Source organism: Capnocytophaga sp. FDAARGOS_737 (assembly GCF_009730375.1).
Taxonomy (GTDB): Bacteria; Bacteroidota; Bacteroidia; order Flavobacteriales; family Flavobacteriaceae; genus Capnocytophaga; species Capnocytophaga leadbetteri.
Genome location: NZ_CP046316.1, coordinates 839240 through 861398, shown reverse-complemented (window position 1 = coordinate 861398; position 22159 = coordinate 839240). Strand labels below are relative to the sequence as shown.

25 protein-coding genes are annotated in these 22159 nt (G+C 40.6%); 23 read left to right on the top strand and 2 right to left on the bottom strand.

The features are described 5' to 3' along the window. Positions 1-198: 198 nt before the first annotated feature. The 8 genes from FOC45_RS03685 to FOC45_RS03650 all read left to right on the top strand — a co-directional run bounded on the left by FOC45_RS03685 (position 199) and on the right by FOC45_RS03650 (position 6142). On the top strand, positions 199-474 hold the full coding sequence (locus tag FOC45_RS03685) for an HU family DNA-binding protein (RefSeq protein ID WP_009733830.1): 276 nt from the start codon (positions 199-201) through the stop codon (positions 472-474). Positions 475-560: 86 nt separating this feature from the next. Beyond that, on the top strand, positions 561-1259 hold the full coding sequence (locus FOC45_RS03680; RefSeq protein ID WP_009733829.1) for an NAD-dependent deacylase: 699 nt from the start codon (positions 561-563) through the stop codon (positions 1257-1259). Further along, positions 1252-1491, top strand: a complete 240-nt coding sequence (locus tag FOC45_RS03675; protein ID WP_009733828.1) for a hypothetical protein — start codon at positions 1252-1254, stop codon at positions 1489-1491. Before FOC45_RS03680 ends, FOC45_RS03675 begins: the two co-directional genes overlap by 8 nt. 3 nt (positions 1492-1494) lie before the next feature. After that, a complete protein-coding gene (gene pyrF, locus FOC45_RS03670; protein ID WP_009733827.1) occupies positions 1495-2310 on the top strand; it encodes an orotidine-5'-phosphate decarboxylase in 816 nt (271 codons plus the stop codon). A gap of 21 nt (positions 2311-2331) precedes the next feature. Further along, entirely contained in the window at positions 2332-2778 is a 447-nt protein-coding gene (locus FOC45_RS03665; protein ID WP_009733826.1) for a GNAT family N-acetyltransferase, read from the top strand. 55 nt (positions 2779-2833) lie between these two features. Continuing rightward, on the top strand, positions 2834-3478 hold the full coding sequence (locus FOC45_RS03660; protein WP_009733825.1) for an epoxyqueuosine reductase QueH: 645 nt from the start codon (positions 2834-2836) through the stop codon (positions 3476-3478). A 13-nt stretch (positions 3479-3491) separates the two neighbouring features. After that, the gene (gene truB / locus FOC45_RS03655) at positions 3492-5078 is read left to right on the top strand and encodes a tRNA pseudouridine(55) synthase TruB (protein ID WP_009733824.1); all 1587 of its coding nucleotides are present in this window, start codon (positions 3492-3494) and stop codon (positions 5076-5078) included. A 5-nt stretch (positions 5079-5083) separates the two neighbouring features. After that, positions 5084-6142, top strand: coding sequence for a glutaminyl-peptide cyclotransferase (locus FOC45_RS03650; protein WP_034539715.1), 1059 nt, complete (start codon positions 5084-5086; stop codon positions 6140-6142). 3 nt (positions 6143-6145) lie between these two features. Here FOC45_RS03650 and FOC45_RS03645 read toward each other — a convergent pair whose 3' ends face one another. Continuing rightward, positions 6146-9679 carry an AAA family ATPase gene (locus FOC45_RS03645; protein ID WP_009733822.1) on the bottom strand — a complete coding sequence of 1178 codons (3534 nt, stop codon included), beginning with the start codon at positions 9677-9679 and terminating at the stop codon, positions 6146-6148. Positions 9680-9727: 48 nt separating this feature from the next. Between FOC45_RS03645 and FOC45_RS03640 the strand changes: the two genes are divergently transcribed. From FOC45_RS03640 to FOC45_RS03575, 15 genes are all read left to right on the top strand, one after another. Then, positions 9728-9865 (top strand): hypothetical protein, encoded by a 138-nt coding sequence (locus FOC45_RS03640; protein WP_155846593.1) that lies wholly within the window; start codon positions 9728-9730, stop codon positions 9863-9865. A 68-nt stretch (positions 9866-9933) separates the two neighbouring features. Then, the gene (locus FOC45_RS11950; RefSeq protein WP_009733821.1) at positions 9934-10071 is read left to right on the top strand and encodes a hypothetical protein; all 138 of its coding nucleotides are present in this window, start codon (positions 9934-9936) and stop codon (positions 10069-10071) included. Between the two features lie 49 nt (positions 10072-10120). Further along, on the top strand, positions 10121-10903 hold the full coding sequence (locus FOC45_RS03635) for a DUF481 domain-containing protein (RefSeq protein WP_009733820.1): 783 nt from the start codon (positions 10121-10123) through the stop codon (positions 10901-10903). Positions 10904-11012: 109 nt separating this feature from the next. Further along, complete coding sequence (locus FOC45_RS03630) at positions 11013-12329, top strand: DUF389 domain-containing protein (protein ID WP_009733819.1); 1317 nt, start codon at positions 11013-11015, stop codon at positions 12327-12329. Positions 12330-12454: 125 nt separating this feature from the next. Beyond that, complete coding sequence (locus tag FOC45_RS03625; protein ID WP_009733818.1) at positions 12455-13027, top strand: Crp/Fnr family transcriptional regulator; 573 nt, start codon at positions 12455-12457, stop codon at positions 13025-13027. 73 nt (positions 13028-13100) lie between these two features. Beyond that, on the top strand, positions 13101-13844 hold the full coding sequence (locus tag FOC45_RS03620; protein WP_009733817.1) for an AraC family transcriptional regulator: 744 nt from the start codon (positions 13101-13103) through the stop codon (positions 13842-13844). A 29-nt stretch (positions 13845-13873) separates the two neighbouring features. Beyond that, positions 13874-14299: a VOC family protein gene (locus tag FOC45_RS03615; RefSeq protein WP_002666885.1), complete on the top strand. Its 426-nt coding sequence runs from the start codon at positions 13874-13876 to the stop codon at positions 14297-14299. After that, positions 14299-14652 (top strand): MmcQ/YjbR family DNA-binding protein, encoded by a 354-nt coding sequence (locus FOC45_RS03610; protein WP_002679424.1) that lies wholly within the window; start codon positions 14299-14301, stop codon positions 14650-14652. Before FOC45_RS03615 ends, FOC45_RS03610 begins: the two co-directional genes overlap by 1 nt. A 167-nt stretch (positions 14653-14819) precedes the next feature. Continuing rightward, a complete protein-coding gene (locus tag FOC45_RS03605) occupies positions 14820-15290 on the top strand; it encodes a DinB family protein (protein WP_009733816.1) in 471 nt (156 codons plus the stop codon). A gap of 6 nt (positions 15291-15296) precedes the next feature. Then, a complete protein-coding gene (locus FOC45_RS03600; protein ID WP_009733815.1) occupies positions 15297-15653 on the top strand; it encodes a TfoX/Sxy family protein in 357 nt (118 codons plus the stop codon). A gap of 13 nt (positions 15654-15666) precedes the next feature. Continuing rightward, complete coding sequence (locus FOC45_RS03595) at positions 15667-16326, top strand: DUF2461 domain-containing protein (RefSeq protein WP_009733814.1); 660 nt, start codon at positions 15667-15669, stop codon at positions 16324-16326. 223 nt (positions 16327-16549) lie between these two features. Further along, complete coding sequence (locus tag FOC45_RS03590; protein WP_002666814.1) at positions 16550-16894, top strand: YciI family protein; 345 nt, start codon at positions 16550-16552, stop codon at positions 16892-16894. Position 16895: 1 nt separating this feature from the next. Then, entirely contained in the window at positions 16896-18116 is a 1221-nt protein-coding gene (locus FOC45_RS03585) for an RNA polymerase sigma factor (protein ID WP_009733813.1), read from the top strand. Between the two features lie 291 nt (positions 18117-18407). Continuing rightward, positions 18408-18872 (top strand): DUF302 domain-containing protein, encoded by a 465-nt coding sequence (locus tag FOC45_RS03580; protein ID WP_009391136.1) that lies wholly within the window; start codon positions 18408-18410, stop codon positions 18870-18872. 241 nt (positions 18873-19113) lie between these two features. After that, entirely contained in the window at positions 19114-21219 is a 2106-nt protein-coding gene (locus FOC45_RS03575) for a subtype B tannase (RefSeq protein ID WP_009391134.1), read from the top strand. 83 nt (positions 21220-21302) lie between these two features. Here FOC45_RS03575 and FOC45_RS03570 read toward each other — a convergent pair whose 3' ends face one another. Continuing rightward, positions 21303-22154, bottom strand: a complete 852-nt coding sequence (locus FOC45_RS03570; RefSeq protein WP_009391107.1) for a CPBP family intramembrane glutamic endopeptidase — start codon at positions 22152-22154, stop codon at positions 21303-21305. Positions 22155-22159 lie beyond the last annotated feature (5 nt).

The window sequence follows — 22159 nt, the reverse complement described above, 5'->3', positions numbered from 1 at the left end:
ATTTTATAAGAACCTCTTTTACTTGTTTTTGAGGGTGCAAAAGTAGTAAAAAAGCTGCAATAAGCCAAGAAAAAGGGGTAAAAAACACTATTAAATGTTAATTTTTTGCCAAATTTGTTTTTTTTAGGGCTAAAGATTTGCTATGAATAAATATATTAGTACCTTTGTGCCAATTAACTTTATTTAAAGAGTTATCTTATGAACAAAACAGAATTAATTGATGCAATCGCTGCTGAGGCAGGATTATCAAAAGTGGATGCCAAAAAGGCTGTAGAAGCGTTTTTCTCAAGTGTTGAAAAAGCTCTAACTAATGGAGACAAAGTGTCTATCGTAGGTTTTGGTGCTTGGTCAGTAGCTGAGAAAGAAGCAAGAGATGCAAGAAACCCACGTACAGGAGAAGTTATTAAAGTACCTGCTAAGAAAGTTGTGAAATTTAAAGCAGGAACTGAATTGGCAGACGCTGTAAACAAGTAATTGCTCGAAAAAAAAAGCCTCTTTGTGATGATAAAGAGGCTCTTTTTTTTCAGAGATGAAAGACAAAAACCAAATAGACTGACCATATGAAAAAGAAAAAAATAGTAGTACTTACTGGCGCAGGAATTAGTGCTGAAAGTGGGGTGAAGACTTTCCGCGATGCCGATGGACTATGGGAAGGGCACGATGTAGAGCAGGTGGCTACTCCCTACGGCTTTCAGAAGAACCCTGAGTTAGTATTAAACTTCTACAATGGTTTGCGCAAACAGCTGAAAAGCGTACAGCCCAATGCTGCCCACTTGCTATTAGCTGAACTGCAAAAAGACTATGAAGTAGTGGTTATCACCCAAAATGTAGACGACCTACACGAGCGCGCCGGTAGCAAAAATATCATTCACCTACACGGCGAACTTCTGAAAATGCGCAGTGCTGACGACCCGAACGAAATATACGATTGTACTGGCGACATAAAGGTAGGCGATTTGACCCCCACAGGTGTCCAGCTACGCCCTCACATTGTATGGTTTGGCGAAGATGTGCCCCTGATAGTGAAAGCCGCTGAAGAGGTAGAAAGTGCTGATATAGTGCTGGTTATAGGCACTTCGCTACAAGTATATCCGGCAGCTGGACTAATGAATTGTGCTGAAGACAACGTACCTATTTATTATATAGACCCACGCCCCTCTATCAGCAGCAAAGGTAGGCTAACAGTTATAGCCGAAAAGGCATCAACTGGTGTAGCTAAAGCTATAGCATTAATCAAAGAAAAAGAGAACAATGAGTAATTTTCCTAAATTTATATTGGGCGATAATACTGATATGCCCGATGCCATGTTTGTGGTACACCTTGAGTACCCACGTTTTGTACTAAACTTAGATACCGATGAGGTAGAATGGTTAGAAGAGTTTGAAGAAGAAGATACTAAAGAATTAGAAGCTGAAAGCGAAAACCTAATAGCTGAAGCCTTTAATTTCTACGAGCGCGAGGTTGCCCGTATAGAAGAAGATAATTATTAAACTATGAAACAACTCATCGAACAGATAAAAGCCAAACAATCGCTACTATGCGTAGGGTTGGACACTGATATTACCAAAATACCGCGCCATTTGTTAGCCGAAGAAGACCCTCTTTTTGCCTTCAACAAGGCTATTATAGAGGCTACACACCCTTTTGCGGTAGCTTATAAGCCCAATGTGGCTTTTTATGAGGCTCACGGCGAAAAAGGGTGGCGCTCATTAAAGAAAACCATTGACTATCTAAATACTTTTCACCCTGAAATTTTCACCATAGCCGATGCCAAACGCGGCGATATAGGCAATACTGCTACGATGTATGCCAAAGCTTTCTTTGAAGATATGCAGTTCGACAGCGTGACTGTCGCTCCTTATATGGGGCGCGACTCGGTTGAACCCTTTTTGGCTTTTGAAAATAAAAGCACCATACTGCTCGCCCTAACCTCTAATGAAGGGGCTTTCGACTTTCAAACCCAAGAGATAGAGGGTGAAGCGCTTTATAAGAAAGTGTTGCGCACCTCGCTTAACTGGAAAAACAGTCAGCAACTAATGTATGTAGTAGGGGCTACCAAAGCCGAATATCTGAAAGAAATACGGCAGATAGTGCCTAACCACTTTTTATTAGTACCAGGGGTAGGCGCACAAGGAGGCAGCTTAGAAGAAGTATGTCGCTATGGACTAAATGACCAATACGGACTGCTGATTAACTCATCGCGCGGCATTATCTACGCCTCTAAAGGAGAAGATTTTGCCATCGTAGCAGCTGAAAAAGCCCAAGAATTGCAGGAAGAAATGAAGAAGTTAATGACAAACATTTACTAACTTTCTAAATTACTAATTGATATGATTACACTTCTAACGAAAGAAATGATTACTAAGGAAATAGAGCAAGATGCGCATCGCCTATTTTCGATGCTGAGCAGGCGCTACCAACGAGCACTTTCTGAACTCTTTGAAGACGAAAATACCGCTCCATATGTAGTTGGCTATATAGAAGACGGCAGGCTGCACGGTATGGCCTCAATGGCTGTCTACAAAGTGATTTCGGGCTACAAGGGCTGGATAGAAGATGTGGTAGTAGACGAGTTTGCACGTGGTAAGAAAATAGGCACCCAACTGATACAAACCCTTATTAGCAAAGGGAGAGAATTAGGCTTGGGCGAGATTCTTTTATTCACCGCCCCTACTAATGAAGCCGCCATACGACTATATGAAAATGAGGGATTTAAGCGCAAAGGGACAGAGGTATTTGTGAATGCTCTGAAAGAAATGTACCCTCCTGTGGTTTGATATTAGCGATTTCTTCGTATTTTTGCCCCCTCATAAAAAAGAAGACTTCAATACTATGGAATTAGTTCACAAGAATCTGGTATTGCCCAACAATGGCAAAAAACTGCTATTGCACACTTGCTGTGCGCCTTGCTCGGGCTCCATTATACTATCAATTCAGGGTTCGGGGATAGACTTTACTATCTTCTTTTATAACCCTAACATTCACCCTAAAAAGGAATACGAAATACGCAAAGACGAGAATATCCGCTTTGCCGAAAAGTGCGGTGTACCTATTGTAGATGCCGAATACGACACCGATAATTGGTATGCTCGTGCTAAAGGTATGGAGTTTGAGCCTGAGCGCGGCAGCCGCTGTGCAATGTGCTTTGATATGCGTATGGAGCGCACCGCCCTATATGCTCACGAAAATGGCTTTGATACCATTGCTACCTCGTTAGGCATCTCGCGTTGGAAAGACCTCAACCAAGTGAACGAAGCAGGCAAAAATGCAGCCAGCAAGTACGAGGGTCTTACCTATTGGGACTACAATTGGCGCAAAAACGGTGGTTCTGCCTGCAATATGGAAATCTGCAAAAGCGAGAAGTTCTACCAACAAGAGTACTGTGGTTGTGCTTTCTCTTTGCGCGATGCTAACAAATGGCGCGTAGAAAACGGAAGAGAGAAAATACGCATAGGTGAAAAATACTACGGAAATTAGCTAATTTGCCAATATGATTACAGCACAAGAATTTTCAGAAGGTAAGATATTGCTCATAGATAAACCCCTGCAATGGTCATCATTTCAGGCAGTAAACAAAATAAAATGGGCAATACTCAAGCACTATAAACTAAAGAAAATAAAAATAGGGCACGCAGGTACTTTAGACCCGCTTGCCTCTGGCTTATTGGTAATATGTACTGGCAAATATACTAAGAAAATAACCGAAATACAAGACGCTCCTAAAACCTATACTGGCACTATTACTCTAGGGGCTTCTACCCCTTCATTTGATATGGAAACCGAAGTAGATGCCCTCTACCCTACTGACCATATCACCCCTGCTCTCATAGAACAAGTAAGACAACAGTTTTTAGGCGAACAAGTGCAAGTGCCTCCCGTGTTTTCAGCTATCAAAAAAGACGGTAAGCGTTTATACGAGTTCGCTCGTGAGGGCGAAGCCATAGAAGTACCCTCACGCCAAATTTTCATTTACAAGTTCGATATAGACACTACTGATTTTCCTCTATTACATTTTGAAGTACAATGCAGCAAGGGTACCTATATACGTTCTTTAGCTAATGATTTTGGCAAAGCGCTGCAATCAGCGGGTTATCTGTCAGCTCTCAGACGCACCCAAATAGGCAACTATACTGTAGCAGAAGCTCTTACCCCCGATGATTTTGTAGCAACCCATATACCCGACCTTAGAAAACCGATTATCCTAACTACTATCATCGAGCAATTTCCCTTGCAAAAATCGGTGAATGATGTATACGGAGAACATCGCAGACAACACACCAAGCCTACCAAAAAAGCCATAGATGTAAGAGCTATTTTGGGAAGAAACGAAAAGAAAAAAAGCAGTGCTATCAGTAGAGAGTTTAGGGCTTTTGCTCGTATGTTTACCCCTACCGATAAGGCTATCTCGCTTACCTTGCTCGTGCTCTTTGTTACAGTCATTACCCTATTGGCTCTACAACTCAATGGGCAGCCTAAAGAAATAATGATAGAGGTAACAACTGCTCCTGAAGAGGTTATCGCTCCTCTCCTACCCGATGCACCTCTTCCTACGACCACTGACGAAGCCGCTACAGCTAAAAGTGCTCTCACTACCAACGCCTACAACCAAGCCGACCCACAACTAAAGCATAGTGCTGACATCAAAACATTAGATGAGATAATGGCAGAACGCACCGCTCAAGAGATGGCAAGCGTCAAAGAGGCTTTAGTAACAGGCAATACCCCTACCGACTTGGCAGTAGTACCACAGCCATCGCAACAGCCTAATTCTTCTTTGGCTGTAACCGATAAAGCTAACAAACATACCTTAGTGAAATACGCCCTTGCAGGTAGAAACGGCACTATACCTAATCCTGTATTTACCTGCGAGCAAGACGGACAAGTGGTGGTCATCATCACGGTAAACGAGGCTGGACGAGTAACTAAGACTGCTATTGATAAAAAATCCTCTACTACCACCGATGATTGCTTAATAGAAAACTCATTGCGCTACGCCGTTCAAGCTAAGTTTGACGCAGCTCCCAATAAGAAAGAACAAATAGGAACTATTACTTACATATTTCAAGAAAAGAGATGAATATGATGACACCTACACGCCAACTTTTACTGCTTGCCGCCCTTCTATTAGGACTTTCCTCTTGCAAGCACAACGCTACTACTACTCCACAAGACGCTTTCAGTATAGATATTTCGCCTAAAAAGAAAGAATACCACTTAGGCGACACCCTACAGATAAGCATTCGTCACCCGCGTTTTGAGGGCAGTGTACAGCAGACTTCGTACCAGATACACCAACAGCCTGTAACTACTTTAGGTGATAAGATAGTATTAGAAAACCTACTCTTAGGCAAACAGTTCCTAAGTGTAAGCGTACAGACTAATGACGGCAAGCAATACACCGTAAAAAAGCCTCTTTTAATACTCGCCCAGCACGCCCCTAAGCTCCTTAGTTATAGAATACTAAATGAATACCCGCACAACAAAGAAGCCTACACTCAAGGATTAGAGTTTATAGGCGATACTTTGGTAGAAAGCACAGGACAATACAAACAATCTTCTATACGAAAATGGAATCCTTTTACAGGAGAGATATACCAGAATGTACCCCTACAGCCTATTTATTTCGGCGAAGGGTCTACGGTTTTCAGAGGGAAGATATTGCAACTAACGTGGCGCGAGAATATCGGGTTTGTATATGACCAACAGCTAAAAGTATTAAAGACCTTTGCTTACGGAAAGAGCAAAGAGGGCTGGGGGCTTTGCCACAACGGCACCGACAAGCTCTACAAGAGTGATGGTACCGAGAAGATATGGTTACTGCACCCAGAGACTTTTGCTGAAATAGATAGTTTGCAACTCTGTACAGACAAGTCGCTGTATACATATGCTAATGAATTAGAGTTCGCTAATGGGAAGATTTATGCCAATACTTTCCTAAAGGACGGCATTATGATTATAAACCCTGAAAATGGAGCCATAGAAGGCGTAGTGGATGTACGCGGACTTAAAGACAAAGTAGAGAAAACCCCTGATGTAGACGTACTAAACGGCATCGCTTATCACCCTATACGACATACATTCTTCATTACAGGTAAGAACTGGAGTAAAATATTCGAAGTAGTATTCCTACCTAACGACTAAAGGCTAACTCCTAACGACTATATTACTTCGCCCGTTGCCCTCCTTCTCAACTACTACCTTTACGGCTATGCGCTCTACCATCTCTTGTACGTGCGAGATAACCCCTACTTTCTTCCCTTGATTCTGAAGACTCTCTAAAGCATCTAAAGCTACCGACAACGTATCGGCATCTAAAGAGCCAAAACCTTCATCTATAAACAAAGTCTCGACATTCATCTTGGTAGACGACAAAGACGAAAGCGCTAAAGCCAAAGCTAACGACACCAAAAACGATTCCCCCCCTGAAAGCGAATACACCGAGCGTACCTCTGCTGCCATATCATTATCGAGCACCTGCAAACTCAACGAGTTAGGTATGCGCGATAAAGTATAGCGCCTATTAAGGTACTTCATCTGCACATTGGCGTACTGCAGCAGTACATCGAGGGTGTACTCTTGTGCATACCGCCTAAAGAGTCCCCCTGAATGACTGCCTATCAGGCTGTTGAGTTTATCCCATTGGGTAACTACTTCTCGTTTCTCCTTCTCTTTTCGCTGTAAATCAGCAGCTATATGATGTTGCTGCTCATCGGTGAGCAAGCGCGATTTTTGTGCTATCACCTGCTGCTGTAGCGGTTCTTCTGCCGCCATCTTTTCCTCACGTATCTTTATAGTTTCCTCTTCAGAAAGAGATAGCGGACGTTTATCCTTTAGTGCCTCTAATTGCTGTTGTTTTTCTTTAGAAAGCGTGTCGTATTTGGCTATACGCTCTTCAAGCGACTGCTGGGCTGCCCGCTCAGACTGCAACCACTCGTGGCTGCGATTAGCCCATTCTATCTTATGTGCGTGGAGGTACGCCTGCTGCTCAGGGTAGTAGGTCGCTATCCAACTCTCTACCTTTTCGGTAGCTTCAGCAATGCGCTCTCTACTATGCTGTTGCCGTTCTGCGAGTGACTCTACCGTCTTATCATTAGCCGTTACTTTTAGCAAAAGGGAGTTGTAGAGGTCTTGCGCTGCTTCGTAACGCGCTTTAGCCGCAGCAAGTATCCCTTGCAAGGTCGCTTCTACCTTAGCAGCCTCTTCCCCCTCTAATAGAGATTGACGTTCAGCCTTAAGTGCTTCATATTGTGTTGTATCCGTCTGTAGGGTAGTCTGTAGTTGCGTAAGTTGGCTCTCTAAAGCAGCCACTTCAGTAGCGAGAGACGATTGTTCTTGATAAAGCAATTGCAGCCGTTCAACTGCCTTTTGTAAGTGCGCTTCTTGCTGAGTGTACTCCGTTTTAGCCTTTGTTACTTTTGCTGAAAAAGCGGCAGTATCCTCTTTCCAGAGCCGTAGCATAGCTTCCGAAAGCTGCAAAGTACCGAGCTGCTTCAGTTGTCCTTGTTCTTGTTTCTGATACTCCTCTCTCTGTGCTGCAAGATTTTCTTTTTGTGTAGTAAAATCCTTTAGGCGATTAAGCTGCTCAAAAAGCGTTTCACTTTCCGCCAAATGCTCTTGTGTATCATTACAACACTGCTCAAGGTACGCCTGTAACCCTTCCGCAGGATAAGTGCTATAAAAAGCCGACTGCTGCAACTGACTTTGTGCTTCGGTTACAAGCTGATGATAATGCGTCTGTTGCTCCTGCGCCTCGGCTATGCGCTCAAGGGTAGCTTGCTGCGTTGCCTCTTTCTGCGCTATCGACTTAGAGAGGCTAGCCAAATGCTGCTGCACTGCCTCCCATTCTTGTTTCACCGTATCGACCAGCTGCTCAGAAATAGCTTTATGTGCACTAGGGTGGTGTAGCGACCCACAGAGCGGACACGCCTCTCCCTCTACCAACCTCTCACGCAATAAGCCTATATTTTGCGAGTTCTCCTCACGAGTACGCTCATATATACGCTCCGCCGTTTTACACTCAATTTGCGCGTCAGAAAGCTGTTTTTGCAAATCAGTAAGGGCAGCCACTGATACTGCTACCTGTTGTTCTCCCTCAGCAATAAGCGCTTCCGAAGCCTCTTTCTGAGTAGTATAGGTCTGAATATGCTGTGCCAAAAGCCTATCCGCCTGATAGACTTGCAGCTGGTTTCGGTAGTCTTTTTGCTGTTGCAATAACTCTTCAAGGGTAAAAGTCGCTTCTTTGAGCGGAAGTGCCTCATATTGAACCTCTAAAGCAGCTGTTTTATTAGCATTTTCAGCCATAAGCCTCGAGAGTTGTTCCTTTTCTACAGCCAATGCCTGCAACCATTGATAGTTGTCTCTGAGCAACTTATAAGCCGCATTTTCATTTAGCCACGCTTGTCGTTCTTGCTTGTACTGCTCGCCTTTTGTTATACTTTGCCCCTTAGCCAAAAGCTCTTTTTGTTTATCCTGCAACTGTTGCATCTGGACTTGCTGTTGCGCTTGTCTCTCGGTTAGCAGTCGTTGTGCTTCAGCCAAACGCACCTCCAACGCCTTTGCCTTGTCGATAGCTGGCTTAGCAGTCTCATACACCGACTGAGCAGCCGTGAGTTCTTTGGCTGCTGTAGATTTCTCAACCTCTGCTGCTGCTTTGTCTGTAGCCAAGCGTTGCTGTTCGCTCTGAGCGGCTTGCAATTGCTGCACGGCAAGCTGTAGTTGTGCTTCCTCCCGCTGTTGCAGCAGAATATCTGCTTTTACCGCCTGAAGCTGCTCAATAATAGATAGTTGAGAGAAACGATCAGCTTGTGCGTTCCTCTCCCCTATGGCCTTTTCTCTCTCAGCCATAGCCTGCTGATACCCATCTGAAAGCGAATGATAATCAGCGTACCACTGCTGTTGTGCTTTTAGTGTATCGAGTTCCTCCTGAAGCGCCTTAAGTTGTTGGCTATCAGCAGCCAATTGCTTTTCTATCGCCTCTCGGTCGGCAGACGATAAAAAACTAAGCTGTGCCAGCTGTCGCTCTAAAAGCTCAAGCTCAGTGCGGTGCTGCTTGCTAAGTTCGTATACCTTCATAGAAATCTGACTGTATATCTCGGTACCTGTTAGCTTTTCTAATATATCCGAACGCTTATCGTCATTAGCTTTCAGAAAGGAAGTAAAATCGCCTTGTGCTAAAATAACCGACTTGGTAAACTCGTCAAACGAAAGACCTATCAGCTCCCTTATCTTCTCTAAAACAAGGGTTTTTCTATTCTCAGCAAACACCTCATTATCAGTCAGATTAGTAAGCTGTATTGTTTCCTGTTGAAGATTTCCTTGCTGCTTACCCCTTGCCCTACGCACCTGCCACTCGGCCTCATAATGCTTAGCATCAGCCGCCTGAAAAACCACCTTGGCATAGCCATTAGTAGCCCCTTTGCGGAGGAGGTTTCTAACGTTATTAACCTGCACTTCGCCGGTACCATCGTTGATGCTCAGGGTGCTTTTAGTAGCAGCAAGACGGGGCGTTTCGTTGTATAACGCAAGACAAATAGCATCTAAGATAGTCGATTTGCCAGCCCCTGTAGCCCCTGTGATAGCAAATAAGCCCACAGACTTCAGCGGTTCAGCTTCCAAATCAAGCGTAAAAGGTCCTTCGATAGAAGCTATATTGTAAAGGGAAACAGATAGTATCTTCATCGTATCTTTTTTGTGGCAAATGTACGGATATTTCTTAAATTAACAATTGTGAAGATACGGATAAACTTCGCTCATCGTTCGTCACATACTCAGCTGCGCCAGCTCGCTGACTTTCCTTCGCTTATCATTCGCTCATCATTCGCTCATCGTTCGCTCTTGCTGTATCCTTTCTGTATTGTACTATAGGGAGAAAATTTTTCTAATTAGTAAATTATGCTTATATTTGTGGTTTGAAAAACAAATCATCGTCTGAAATGAAAAAAGAAGGAAATGAAATGGTGTCAAATTATCACCAGTTGAAATTAGAAGCTGCTGATAGTAAAATGCGGCTTACTGATATTGCTGATACAAAAGCGAGAGATTATCTTGAAATTGAGAAATGGACAGATTAACAATTTATTACTATCTTTGCCCCGAAAAAGAAAAAACTTAAGAATCACTATGAAACACCTACTTCTTTTATGGGGCGCATTGCTCTTTTCGGTAGCAGCTTATTCGCAGATGCTCTTCTCGGAAAACCTTACAATGACAATAGACAGCACGAAGACCCTGCAAGGTAACCTAATGCCTATCTTAGATTTTAAAACCGAAAAAGCTGATGTCTTCACCCTGAAAAATACCGCCAACCTCAACCTGCTGCTCAATCGCAATAGGGTTATCAACCTCATCAATAAGTTCGAGTTCTCTACTTATGGCAAAATGCTTATCGTGAGCGGAGGATATTTGCATTTAGAATACCGCTATTTGTTAGACCACGCTTTTGAGGTGTACCCTTATGCCGAATCGCAATGGGCTGAGAGTAGAGGTATGAACCACAAGATTTCTGCGGGGTTGCAGTCGCGCTATCGGCTGATTAACACCAAATGTTCGCTGATGTTTGCCGCTGTGGGCTTGTTCTTCGAATACGAAAAATGGCAACACCCTGCCCCCGATGCCAATACACCCGAGCACGCCTATAGCAGGAGTATCAAAACACATTTATCGCTTAGCTATAAACTCCAACTGACTGAAAAATGGACGCTTACTACTACCGGTATATATCAAACCCGTCCCGATAGCACTTTTAACAAACCTCGCTATGGAGGTGCGGCAGACCTTACTTACAACATCACTCCTACCGTAGGCATCGTGGGCACCTATCGCCTTATCTACGACACCGACCCTATTGTGCCCGTACGAAAGGACTACAACACTATGGAAGTGGCGCTTAATATTTCATTTTAATTTGACGATTTGCTTGTGCGGCTTATACTCAATTAGTAAATTATTATTATCTTTGCAGTTCAGATAAAACATTACTTAAGTACTAACATCTAAACACTTATTTAACACTATGAGTTTCTTAAAAAACCTACTTAATCTATACCAAGGCGAAGAGAAAAAAGAAAAAGTAATTGAGGATATCCTCAGCAATATCTCTTTCAGAGGGGCTAACCTATGGATTTTAGCTTGTGCTATCCTTATTGCATCTATCGGACTAAACGTCAATTCTACGGCAGTCATTATCGGGGCGATGCTTATTTCACCTCTTATGGGGCCTATTGTGGGGGCAGGCTTTGCATTAGCTACCTATGATTTTGACTTATTGAAAAAAACAGGACGCAGTTTGCTTATCGCTACGGTAGTGAGCCTTATAGTATCGTTTATCTACTTCTATATCAGTCCGTTTAAGGATGTGCAATCAGAGCTTTTAGCCCGTACCTCGCCTACTATTTACGATGTGTTCATCGCTTTTGTGGGTGGGTTGGTAGGTGCTATCTCCCTAACCCGAGAAGACAAAGGGAACCCTATACCAGGGGTGGCCATCGCTACTGCTTTGATGCCTCCGCTCTGTACAGCTGGTTTTGGCTTGGCCACCGGCAATATTAGTTACTTTTTAGGTGCTTTTTACCTATACAGCATTAACTGTTTCTTTATAGGGATTGCTACTTTCCTCATTATCAAATACCTGAAATACACTCCTAAAAATACGGGTAATGAGGCACTTAACAAGCGTTTGCGCGTGGTTATCACTACACTAGTAATCCTCATCGTCACTCCCAGCCTCTATTTAGCTTATAGTCTTTTAGAAGAGAAGAAATTCCACGAGAATGTGGCACACTATATCACTGCAGAGTTTGAAAACAGTGGTTATACTATCATTTATAAGAAAATACGCTACAATACGAACCCTAAAAGCATTGAATTAGCGTTTTTGGATAAGAAATTTAGCGATGAAGAGTTAAAAATGCTGCAAAGCAACCTTAAAAACTTCAATCTACTCAATACTGAGCTTATTGTACGACAAAAAGAATCGGAAATTGATAAAGAAATACTATCAGAAATCAACAAAAACAAGTCGTCGCTCTCTAGTAAAGATGTGATGATAAAGAACCTAACTGACGAGCTGGAAAAATACAAGCCTACTGATGCTACTTTTACTAAAGAAATGCAGGTATTATTCCCAAGCATAGACGATTTTTATTTTGGCAAGCTGAACCACTTGTCTAATAAAGATTCTCTACAAACGGCTACTGTACTGCTCTACACCCTGAAAAAAGATACTATAAAGGGCAAAGAAGTGACTAAAGAAATAGATGCCGCGCGATTGCAACAATGGCTCGCTGAGAAGTTTGGCGACAAGAAAGTGATATGCCGATTAGCAAATTAGGTAATTTGCCGATTTGCCAATTTGCCGATTTGGTAGATGTTTTACACTATTATTAGCCTTAGATGAAGAAAGCTCCATAAGTAATACCTAGCAGACTCAACAAATGCAAATATCAAAGAATAACAATGACGCATAACTTATTTCAAAATATCTACAAACACCCTCTGATAGGGGCGCAAGAACTACAAGAAATACAAAAAGCCCATCAACCTATTGCTTTTGGCAAAGGTGATTTTATCTTGCACAAGGACGAAATAGCTCGTGGTTATCTTATCTTGCAGACAGGAGTTGCTCGCGCCTTTGTATATGACTATGAAGGGAATGATATCACTACCGACTTCTTTTGTGAAGGTGAAATTATCGTGCAAGAACTTTCTCTTTTTAAGCATTTACCTTCTGCCGAAAATATCCAAGCCCTTACTAATTGTGAGGGCTGGCATATAGATTATGAGGATTTTCAAAAACTTTATCACAGTTTGAAAGGATATTCGGAATGGGGGCGACTCTTTATGACAGAGAAATTGTTTGAGGCAAAAAAACGTTCTCTTGAAATGATTACACTCCCTGCCAAAGAGCGCTATATGCAGTTTATTAAGGAAAAACCCAGTGCTATAAAGCACGCTCCCTTAAAACATATAGCCACTTATTTAGGCATCACAGATACTTCGCTAAGCAGAATACGAAAGGAGGTTTGTTGAGAAAATCTTGTTGTTTTAAAAATTACCAGTAGAGGCTTTCCGCTAATTTTGTACCCTGATTGAATTATAAAAAATGAAATACAGAGAAATAAAACCCATTGGGTTCTTGACGAACTTTATTCAAAGTTTTTGGGAATATGAAACCTTTAGTACAGAATTTGAACATACGATTATTCCAGATGGATACTTCGACCTTATTGTAGGATTTGAAAACAATTCATTTAAACAAATAAAACTAACTGGGGTTTGGATAATGCCTATTAATGTAGTGATACCGAAATCAACTAAACTTTTTGGCATTCGGTTCAAACTTTTGGCAGCTGAATATATATTTCAGCGAGAAATAAAATCTATTCTGAACACAAACATAATTTTACACGATACATTCTGGAACATATCAAGTTATCAAACCAATGACTTTGAAATATTTGTTTCAGAAATCTCGAATTATTTGGAAAATTCAATCAAACATTTTAAGGAAATAGACAACAGAAAACTCAAACTTTTTGAATTAGTTTACCAAAGGCAAAATTTATCTGTTGAAGAACTTTCAAAAAGTGTGTTTTGGAGCAGCCGACAGATAAATCGGTATTTTAATCAGATGTTTGGGTTTTCATTGAAGCTATTTTTAAACATTGTTCGCTGTAATGCTTCATATAAAGACATCTCGAAAGGAATTCTTTATCCAAGTGAAAACTATTTTGACCAAGCTCATTTCATTAAAGAAATAAAAAAATATACGGAAAAAACACCGAGAGAGTTGTCAAAAAACGAGAATGTCCGATTTTTACAATTAGCAACCAAGCGCAACGAGTAATTTTGCATTTTAAATTTAAAAGATTTATTATGAAGATTACAAAACTTACCCCAAATTTTGAAGTAACGGATGTGAAAAAATCGGTTGCTTATTATGAAAAAAACTTCGGGTTCAAATTGATTATGACTGTTCCTGCAACTCAAGACGGAATTGAACAAAGTTTTACCGAAGGTAAAGAGTATGTTTATGCTATGATGCAAAAAGATAATGTTGAAATTTTCTTTCAACGTACCGATACATTTAAGGAAGATGTTGTTTTTGCAACAGGTTTGCCAATCGGAGCTTCCGTTTCTTTTTATATGGATATTGAGGGAATAGACGAATTTCATCAACAAATGAAAGCGAAAAAGTTAGAAATAACCGAATTAAAAACAACTTGGTACGGAATGAAGGAGTTTTACCTAAAAGACATTAATGGATACATTCTCGGATTTGCCGAAAAAGCTGAACAATAATGAATATTGAAGAATTGAGAAATTTTTGTTTATCATTAAAAGGCGCAGAAGAATCTATGCCTTTTGACGATAAAACGCTTGTGTTTTCCGTAAAAGGGAAAATGTTTTGTGCCACCGACATAAATACTTATGAGTTTGTTAATTTAAAATGTGATCCTGATAAAGCTATTCAGTTACGAGAACAATATAACGAAGTAATTGAAGGATATTATATGAATAAGAAACATTGGAACAGTGTAAAAACCAAAGGGAAAATTACTGACAAACAGTTTCAAGAATGGATAAAAGATTCGTATGATTTAGTTGTATTAGCTCTTCCAAAGAAAATACAAAAAGAACTCAACGATGAATAAAAACGCCATATAACAGGCGTTTGGTTATTTTTGGACAACCCAACAGCCGAAGATGATTTCTGGGGATAAACATTCATCATTGAAAACTTAAAAATCTTGTCATAAGGCAAGATTTTTTTTGTGTATTAGTCATATTTTTGCCCCCGAATTTTAAAAAGTATTTAAAAATGACAAAAACAAAACACTTTGATTTTCTTTTATCCATTCGCAAAAACCTATTGACTTACTTAGATAATCTCACTCCTGAACAATTAGGCTATATCCCAATAGGTTTTTCTAATAATATCTTTTGGAATATAGCACATTGTATTGCTGTACAGCAATTCTTATGTTATCAACTCAGTGGAAATAAACTGCTAATCAGCAATGATTTTTTAGAGAAATACAATCGTGGCACCTTTCCTCAAAAGATTGCACCTTCAAAGGAAGAAATCTACCAAGTAAAGGAATTGTTACTTAGTACAGTAAATCAATTACAAGAAGATTATCAAACAAGGCTATTCAATGAGTTTCCGACGGTTAAGGTGGGTTTATTTTGTATAGACACTATAGAAGATGCAATGTATGTAAACAATATGCACGAATCGAGACATTTGGGAACTGTATTAGCTTTAAACTATTTTAGCTCAAAAAATTAATATAATATGGCTTATAGTATAACACTTGCGAATAGAGTTCGTGAATATTTAGCTGAAATTCCTCACATCACGGTTGAAGAAAAGGCGATGTTTGGCGGTTTGGCTTTCTTGGTGAATGACAAGATGTGCATCAATATAGGAGAGGATACCTTAATGTGTAGGTTTGACCCTGAGCAGACAGAAGAAATTGCCGAAAGGCAGGGCTTCTCGCCAGTGGTAATGAGAGGCAAAGAGCTTTCTGGCTATTGCTATGTAGACCCTACGGGGTACAACCAAAAAAAAGACTTTGATTTTTGGTTACAACTCTGTTTAGAGTTCAACAGCAAAGCAAAAAGTTCTAAGAAAAAGAATAAAAACGACTAATTTTCAATAATATATGTTTGATTTCCTTACAGAACTTGCAGAAAACAACAATAAAGAATGGTTTGATGCTCATAAAGCTCAATACGAATCGGCTAAATTGGAAGCCACTACACTTTTTAAGCATATTTATTCTATACTTACTGAGTATGACACTTTGTCTTCACTAAAAATATATCGCATTCATCGTGATTTGCGTTTTTCTAATGACAAAACACCTTACAAAACGCACTTTGGGTGCTATATACAGCGCAAAGAACCCTACTATCTCGGTGGATACTATGTATGTATCAGTCCGCAAGAGACTTTTATAGGAGGAGGTTTTTTTGAACCCAATAAAGATGAATTATTACGTATCCGTAAGGAGATATCATTTAACGCTGAGAAATTTAGGGAGGTAATGAAGAATGAGGGTATACAAAAAGAATTTGGCGGACAATTATGGGGAGAAGAACTCAAAACAGTCCCTAAAGGTTTTGAGAAAGATGATCCAATGATAGACTATCTGCGTAAAAAGCAATTCCTTCTCAAGCACGATTATTCCTTAGAAGAGGCTACATCAAATAACTTTGCTGAAAAAGCAATTCAAGGATTATTAGCTATGCGTCCTTTTTTTGATTTTATGACCGAAGCTCTCACAACAAATCTCAATAGGGAATCGATATCGAATAATTAAAGAAATAGAACTCCCTATTGGAGAACAATATTTTGGTTACTACGGTAGCTTTAGGGATAAGTTTGGTATTGGTTAGATATTTTTATGCTAACTTTTTAAAAGTAAAACTCCCCGTGTAGTGAATAACTGCACGGGGAATTTTTTATTTATTAATTTTTACTATCTTTGTCCCCATAGAGGAAATTCAATCGTTATAGGGGTATAATATTAAATTTAAAAATGTATGAAAGATTTTGTATTAATTTTTCGTTTGAACAACATCGCTGATTTCAAACCTACTCCCGAGCAAATGCAAGAACGTATGAACTGGCTTGCAGGTATTGCTTCACAAAACAAATTAGCCGACAAAGGCAATACCCTTTTGCCTATCGCTGGCAGTGCCAAAACTATCAAAGCCGATAAGGTTGTAACCGATGGACCTTTTACCGAAATTAAAGAGTTTATCAGTGGCTATGTGGTAGTAAAAGCTGAAAACATTGATGAAGCAGTGGAAATGGCTAAAGCCAACCCTATTTTTGAACAAGTAGGTGGCAGTATTGAAGTGCGTGAAGTGCTAAAAAGAGATTAAAATGCCTCACTCACAACTTTTATCCGATTTGTTTCGAAAAGAATACGCTAAAATGGTGGCAGTCTTATGTCGCCATTTTGGCTTTTCTCATTTGGAGATTGCTGAAGATATTGCGAGTGATACTTTCTTAAAAGCCTATGAATTGTGGGAAACAGAGCCCTTACCTCCCAACCCTACTGCGTGGCTTTACACCGTCGCCAAAAACAAAGCTAAAGACTATGAAAAACACGTAGCTATATTTGAAGATAAAGTAAAAAAGGCACTTACACCTACTGAAAAAAGCGAAGAACTTACCTTTGAAACTTCTGAAATAAACGACAGTCAGTTAGAAATGCTCTTCAATATCTGCGACCCTTCTATTTCTGTAGAGTCTCAAATAAGTTTGGCTTTGCAAATACTCTGTGGTTTTACAGTAGAAGAGATTGCCAATGCCCTACTCACCCATACCGAAACTATAAAAAAACGACTTCTTAGAGCTAAAAGCAAACTCAGAGAGCATCATTTTCAAATCAAAACCGTAAGCCCAGCCGATATACAAGCCCGATTAGAAACTGTACTGCGCTGTTTGTACTTATTTTTCAATGAAGGCTATTTTTCAGAAACTAACAATCAATTCATACGAAAGGAGTTTTGCAAAGAAGCCTTGCGCCTTACACTCTTACTTGCCGAGTACCCTCAAACTGATACACCACAAGTGAATGCTCTTTTATCGCTGATGTGCTTCCAAAGTTCCAGACTTGAAGCTCGTATCAATACCACTGGTGAAAACACTCTTTATGAACAACAAGATAAAAGCAAATGGGATAAAGAACTTATACACAGAGGCAACTATTACTTAGTAAAAGCCTGCGAAGACTCTCAAATCTCTAAATATCACTTAGAAGCTGGTATTGCCTATTGGCATACTACCCCTACTGATGAAAATAAGTGGAAGTATATTCTCCGCCTATATAACCAACTGATTATCATTGAATATTCTTCTGTAATAGCCTTAAACAGGACTTTTGCTTATGGCAAGGTGTACGGCAAAGAAAAAGCTATTGTAGAGGCTGAAAAATTAGGATTGCAAAACAATCGTTACTACCACGAGTTATTAGGATATTTGTATACTGATATCAATAACCAAAAAGCAATTGCTCACTACCAAAAAGCAATTGCTCTTTCTAAATCGGCTAACGAGCGAGCAACACTGCAAAAACAGATAGAACAATTAGTGAAATAAGATTTGAAGAACTCAAAATGCATACCTTTTGGGATTACTCAAAAAAAGAGGAAAATGAAACGGTATCAAATTGTCACCAGTTAAAATTAAAAGCCGCTGATGGTAAAATATGTCTTACTAATGTTGCTGATACAAAAGCTACAAATTAGTAGGCTAAGTAAAAAATATTATGTACTTTTGCACATTATAGTTAAAATAACTCATCTGTATCAGCAGTGGAAAGCTGGAAACTCACCACAAACTGAATGATTTTACCTTTACTTTCTTTGAAAAACATTTATAATAAACTATATGAAACACTTAATTATCTTGTTATTATTCCCGTTCTTAGCAGCGGCACAACCTATTATTAGCTGTACAGATGTGATAAAACCTTATGCCGACTTTGAGAGTCCATTAGCTTTTGAAGAGACTGTAGCAGCCCTTCAGAAAATATTAAACAGCAAAGGAATTACCATTTTTGCTACTATTGAACACCACAAAGCGGCTGAGGCAGTAGGCGAAAGTATGCCACCTGCCACCGTGCTTATAGTAGGCAACCCCAAAGTAGGGACTGCCCTAATGCAGGAAAACCCTCGCTTTGCTATTGAACTCCCTTTGAAAATCCTCATCTATGAGGAAAATAAAACAGTAAAGATACGCTACGAGAAAATTGCTGCTATGGGCGAAAAATACCATATAAAGCAAACCTTCAGCACAGCAGAGAAAATAGATGCAGCAATGCTACAACTGATAAAATCGTCAATTGGGGAATAGAAAATTATTATCTTTGCAGCCTTACTACACGATGACAAAATCGTTACCCACGAATATTGGGTAGTGAAAGGGCTCACTATTACAACGCCTACCTAAGAGCTTGATAGCCTAGTATTTAGGTGTATCACGCGAGACCCTCAGCCGTTTGTATTTTACCTCTCACCCAAAAAAGTGACATACCTTATAGTGATACATATATTATTAGCTGTATCTTTGCCCCCGAATTTAAAAAGGAAAAACAATGAAAAAATTAGTAGTATTGCTTACCCTTATCAACAGCATAGCAGTGGTAGCACAGCATAAAAAAGTACTTTTTGTAGTAACTAACCATACCCAACTAGGAAATACAGGTGAAACTACGGGCTATTTTCTATCGGAAGTAACACACCCTTTAGAAATACTCACAGAGGCTGGCTACAAGGTCGATTTTGTAAGTCCGAAGGGTGGTAGCACTAATGCCTACGGCGTAAAGTTAGACGACCCTATCAATAAAAAATATTGGGAAAGTGCTGACTACCAAAAACAATTAGCTCACACCCTTGCTCCTTCAGAAGTAAAAGCTAAGGACTATGCCGCTATCTTCTATGCAGGAGGACACGGCACTATGTGGGATTTTGCTAACAGTGAAGCTCTTGCCAAAATAGCTCAACAGATTTACGAAAAAGGAGGTGTAGTAGCTGCAGTATGTCACGGACCATCGGGCTTAGTGAATGTTAAACTCTCTAATGGTAAATATTTAGTGAGTGGCAAAACTTTGAGTCCTTTTACTAATAAGGAAGAAGAGGCTGTAAAACTCACCCAAGTAGTACCTTATTCGTTAGAAGACAAACTTAAAGAGCGGGGGGCTATCATTGATAAAGCGGGTTTATGGCAAGACAAGGTGAGTGTAGATAATCGCGTAATTACAGGGCAAAACCCGCAATCGGCTAAGAGCGTAGGGGAAGCCATCTTAAAAGAATTGCAAAAATCACCCCTCCGCTTCGATGCTACTAAATACACTACCCAGCAAGTAACACAAGGTGACCAAACCCTTACCGTACGTGCTTATGAGGGAATTGTATACGTAGCCAATCCTGTAGAAGAACAGTACCAACAGCTCAATCTCTACATTCCCGAAGCTTATTTCAAAGGCGAAACTATCAATGGCTTTAACGCTCAAACTGCCCCTATCTTCCTCCCTAATGGTATAGGAGGCTATATGCCTGCCAAGCCTCTTTCCCTCACTGGAGGTAAGTTTAAAGATACAAATAACTCGCTTATTATGGCACTTAGCAAAGGTTTTGTGGTAGCCTCACCAGGTGCGCGCGGACGTACCTCAGCCACAGGTAAAGCCCCTGCCGTGATTGTAGACCTAAAAGCGGCTGTACGTTACCTAAAATATAACAACAAAGAAATACCAGGTGATGCCAATAAAATCATCTCTAATGGTACCAGTGCAGGAGGTGCCTCGTCTGCCCTCTTAGGAGCTTCGGGCGACCAAGCGGCTTACGAGCCTTACTTAAAGGAATTAGGTGCTGCCCCTGCTACCGATGTTATTTTTGCCGTATCAGCCTACTGCCCTATCACCAACTTAGAGAACGCCGATAAAGCGTACGAATGGCAGTTTGGTAACCTCTCTCAGTACAAAACGATGGAGGTCTCTATGCTCGATTACAACGTACAGCGCACTTATAAGACAGGGACTTTTACCCCTGAGCAGACAAAAGTTTCTACCGACCTGAAAAAAGACTTCCCTGCTTACCTCAATAGCTTACAACTGAAAGACAGCAAAGGCAAACAGCTTACCCTAAACTTCAAAGGCGAAGGTAGTTTTAAAGAATTACTAAAACAAACTATCATAGCCGCTGCCGAAAAAGCTCAAAAAGAAGGTACAGATCTTAGTAAATATTCTTTCCTTACCCTTAAAAACGATAAAGTTACTGCTATAGACTGGGAAGGCTATATCACTTATATGGAGCGACACAAAAGTCCGCCGGCTTTTGATGCTCTTGACCTAAGCACGGGAGAGAACCAACTCTTTGGCGATAGCAACACCGATAAAAAGCATTTCACCTCTTATGCCTTAAAAAACAGTGCGGTAGAGAGCCAAATGGCAGATGCCAATATCGTAAAACTAATGAACCCAATGAGTTTTATAGGTAAAAAGAACGCTCATTTGCCCAAATATTGGCGCATACGTCACGGAGCTAAGGATAGCGATACCTCTGCTGCTATATCGTTAATTCTTGCTACGGCACTTAAAAATCACCATTACGCTGTAGATTATGCCCTCCCTTGGGACAAACCTCATAGCGGTGATTACGACCTCGAAGAACTTTTCGATTGGGCTGAAAAAATTAGCAAATGAAAGAATTAGCAAATGTGCTAATTAGAAAACTCCCCGTGGTGAGCCGCATAGGCTATAACCACGGGGAGTTTTTTACTATTATTTTATTGAGTCTCTTGGACTATTCTGATTTTGCGCAACCACAGACCTACGCCGAGATACAGCAGACAAGGAATAATACCTGAAACGGGCGAAATGAGTATCTCTCTACCTGTTTCAATGAGAATATGCTTATCGTATATCAAACTGTTAATGGCAGTATCTTCAATAGCGTGCATCCAAACCCCAGGCCAGATAGAACCTGTAAGGCGGAAAAGCTCAGTGTACATTACCGTCCACGAGGTGCAGCACACTAAGGCCATTATACAGAAAGTAACCTTATCATAAGGAAATACGGCAAATAGCTGCTCTGGCTTCAGAAAATAAAAGAAGTAAGGCCAATGCCACGAACACCACACTACCCCTACGATGAGGTACAGCCACACATCTTTAATTTTCAAACTGAGCAAACGAGCGGTAAGATAGCCCCGCCACGCTGATTCTTCAAAGAAATTCTTTATAATTTCGGCTAACACAAAAATACCAAAGCCTGCAAGGTAGTCCGCCCAACGGATTTGGACTTTTAGCCAGCCAAAAAGCTCGCCTATAAGTAGTGTAAGGGCAATCACTGCAGGGTAAATAAGGGTTGCTACCCCATACCAACGCAGGTTTTTCTCAATAAGCGGACGAAAACCCGCATCGCGCCACCCATCCCCCATAAAGGCGCGCAGCAGGAGCCAAGCCAATACAGGGGCAACTATAAAAATACCCATTCCGATAGTACCATTGCTAGTATCGCTAAAATCACCTGTCGTTTCCCCCGTAAGAGCATCTACCCATACGCCTATCCAGCCACAACTGAGGACTATGAGAATAAAAATACATATATTCCTAATTGTTTTTGCTTTATTATTCATCTTTT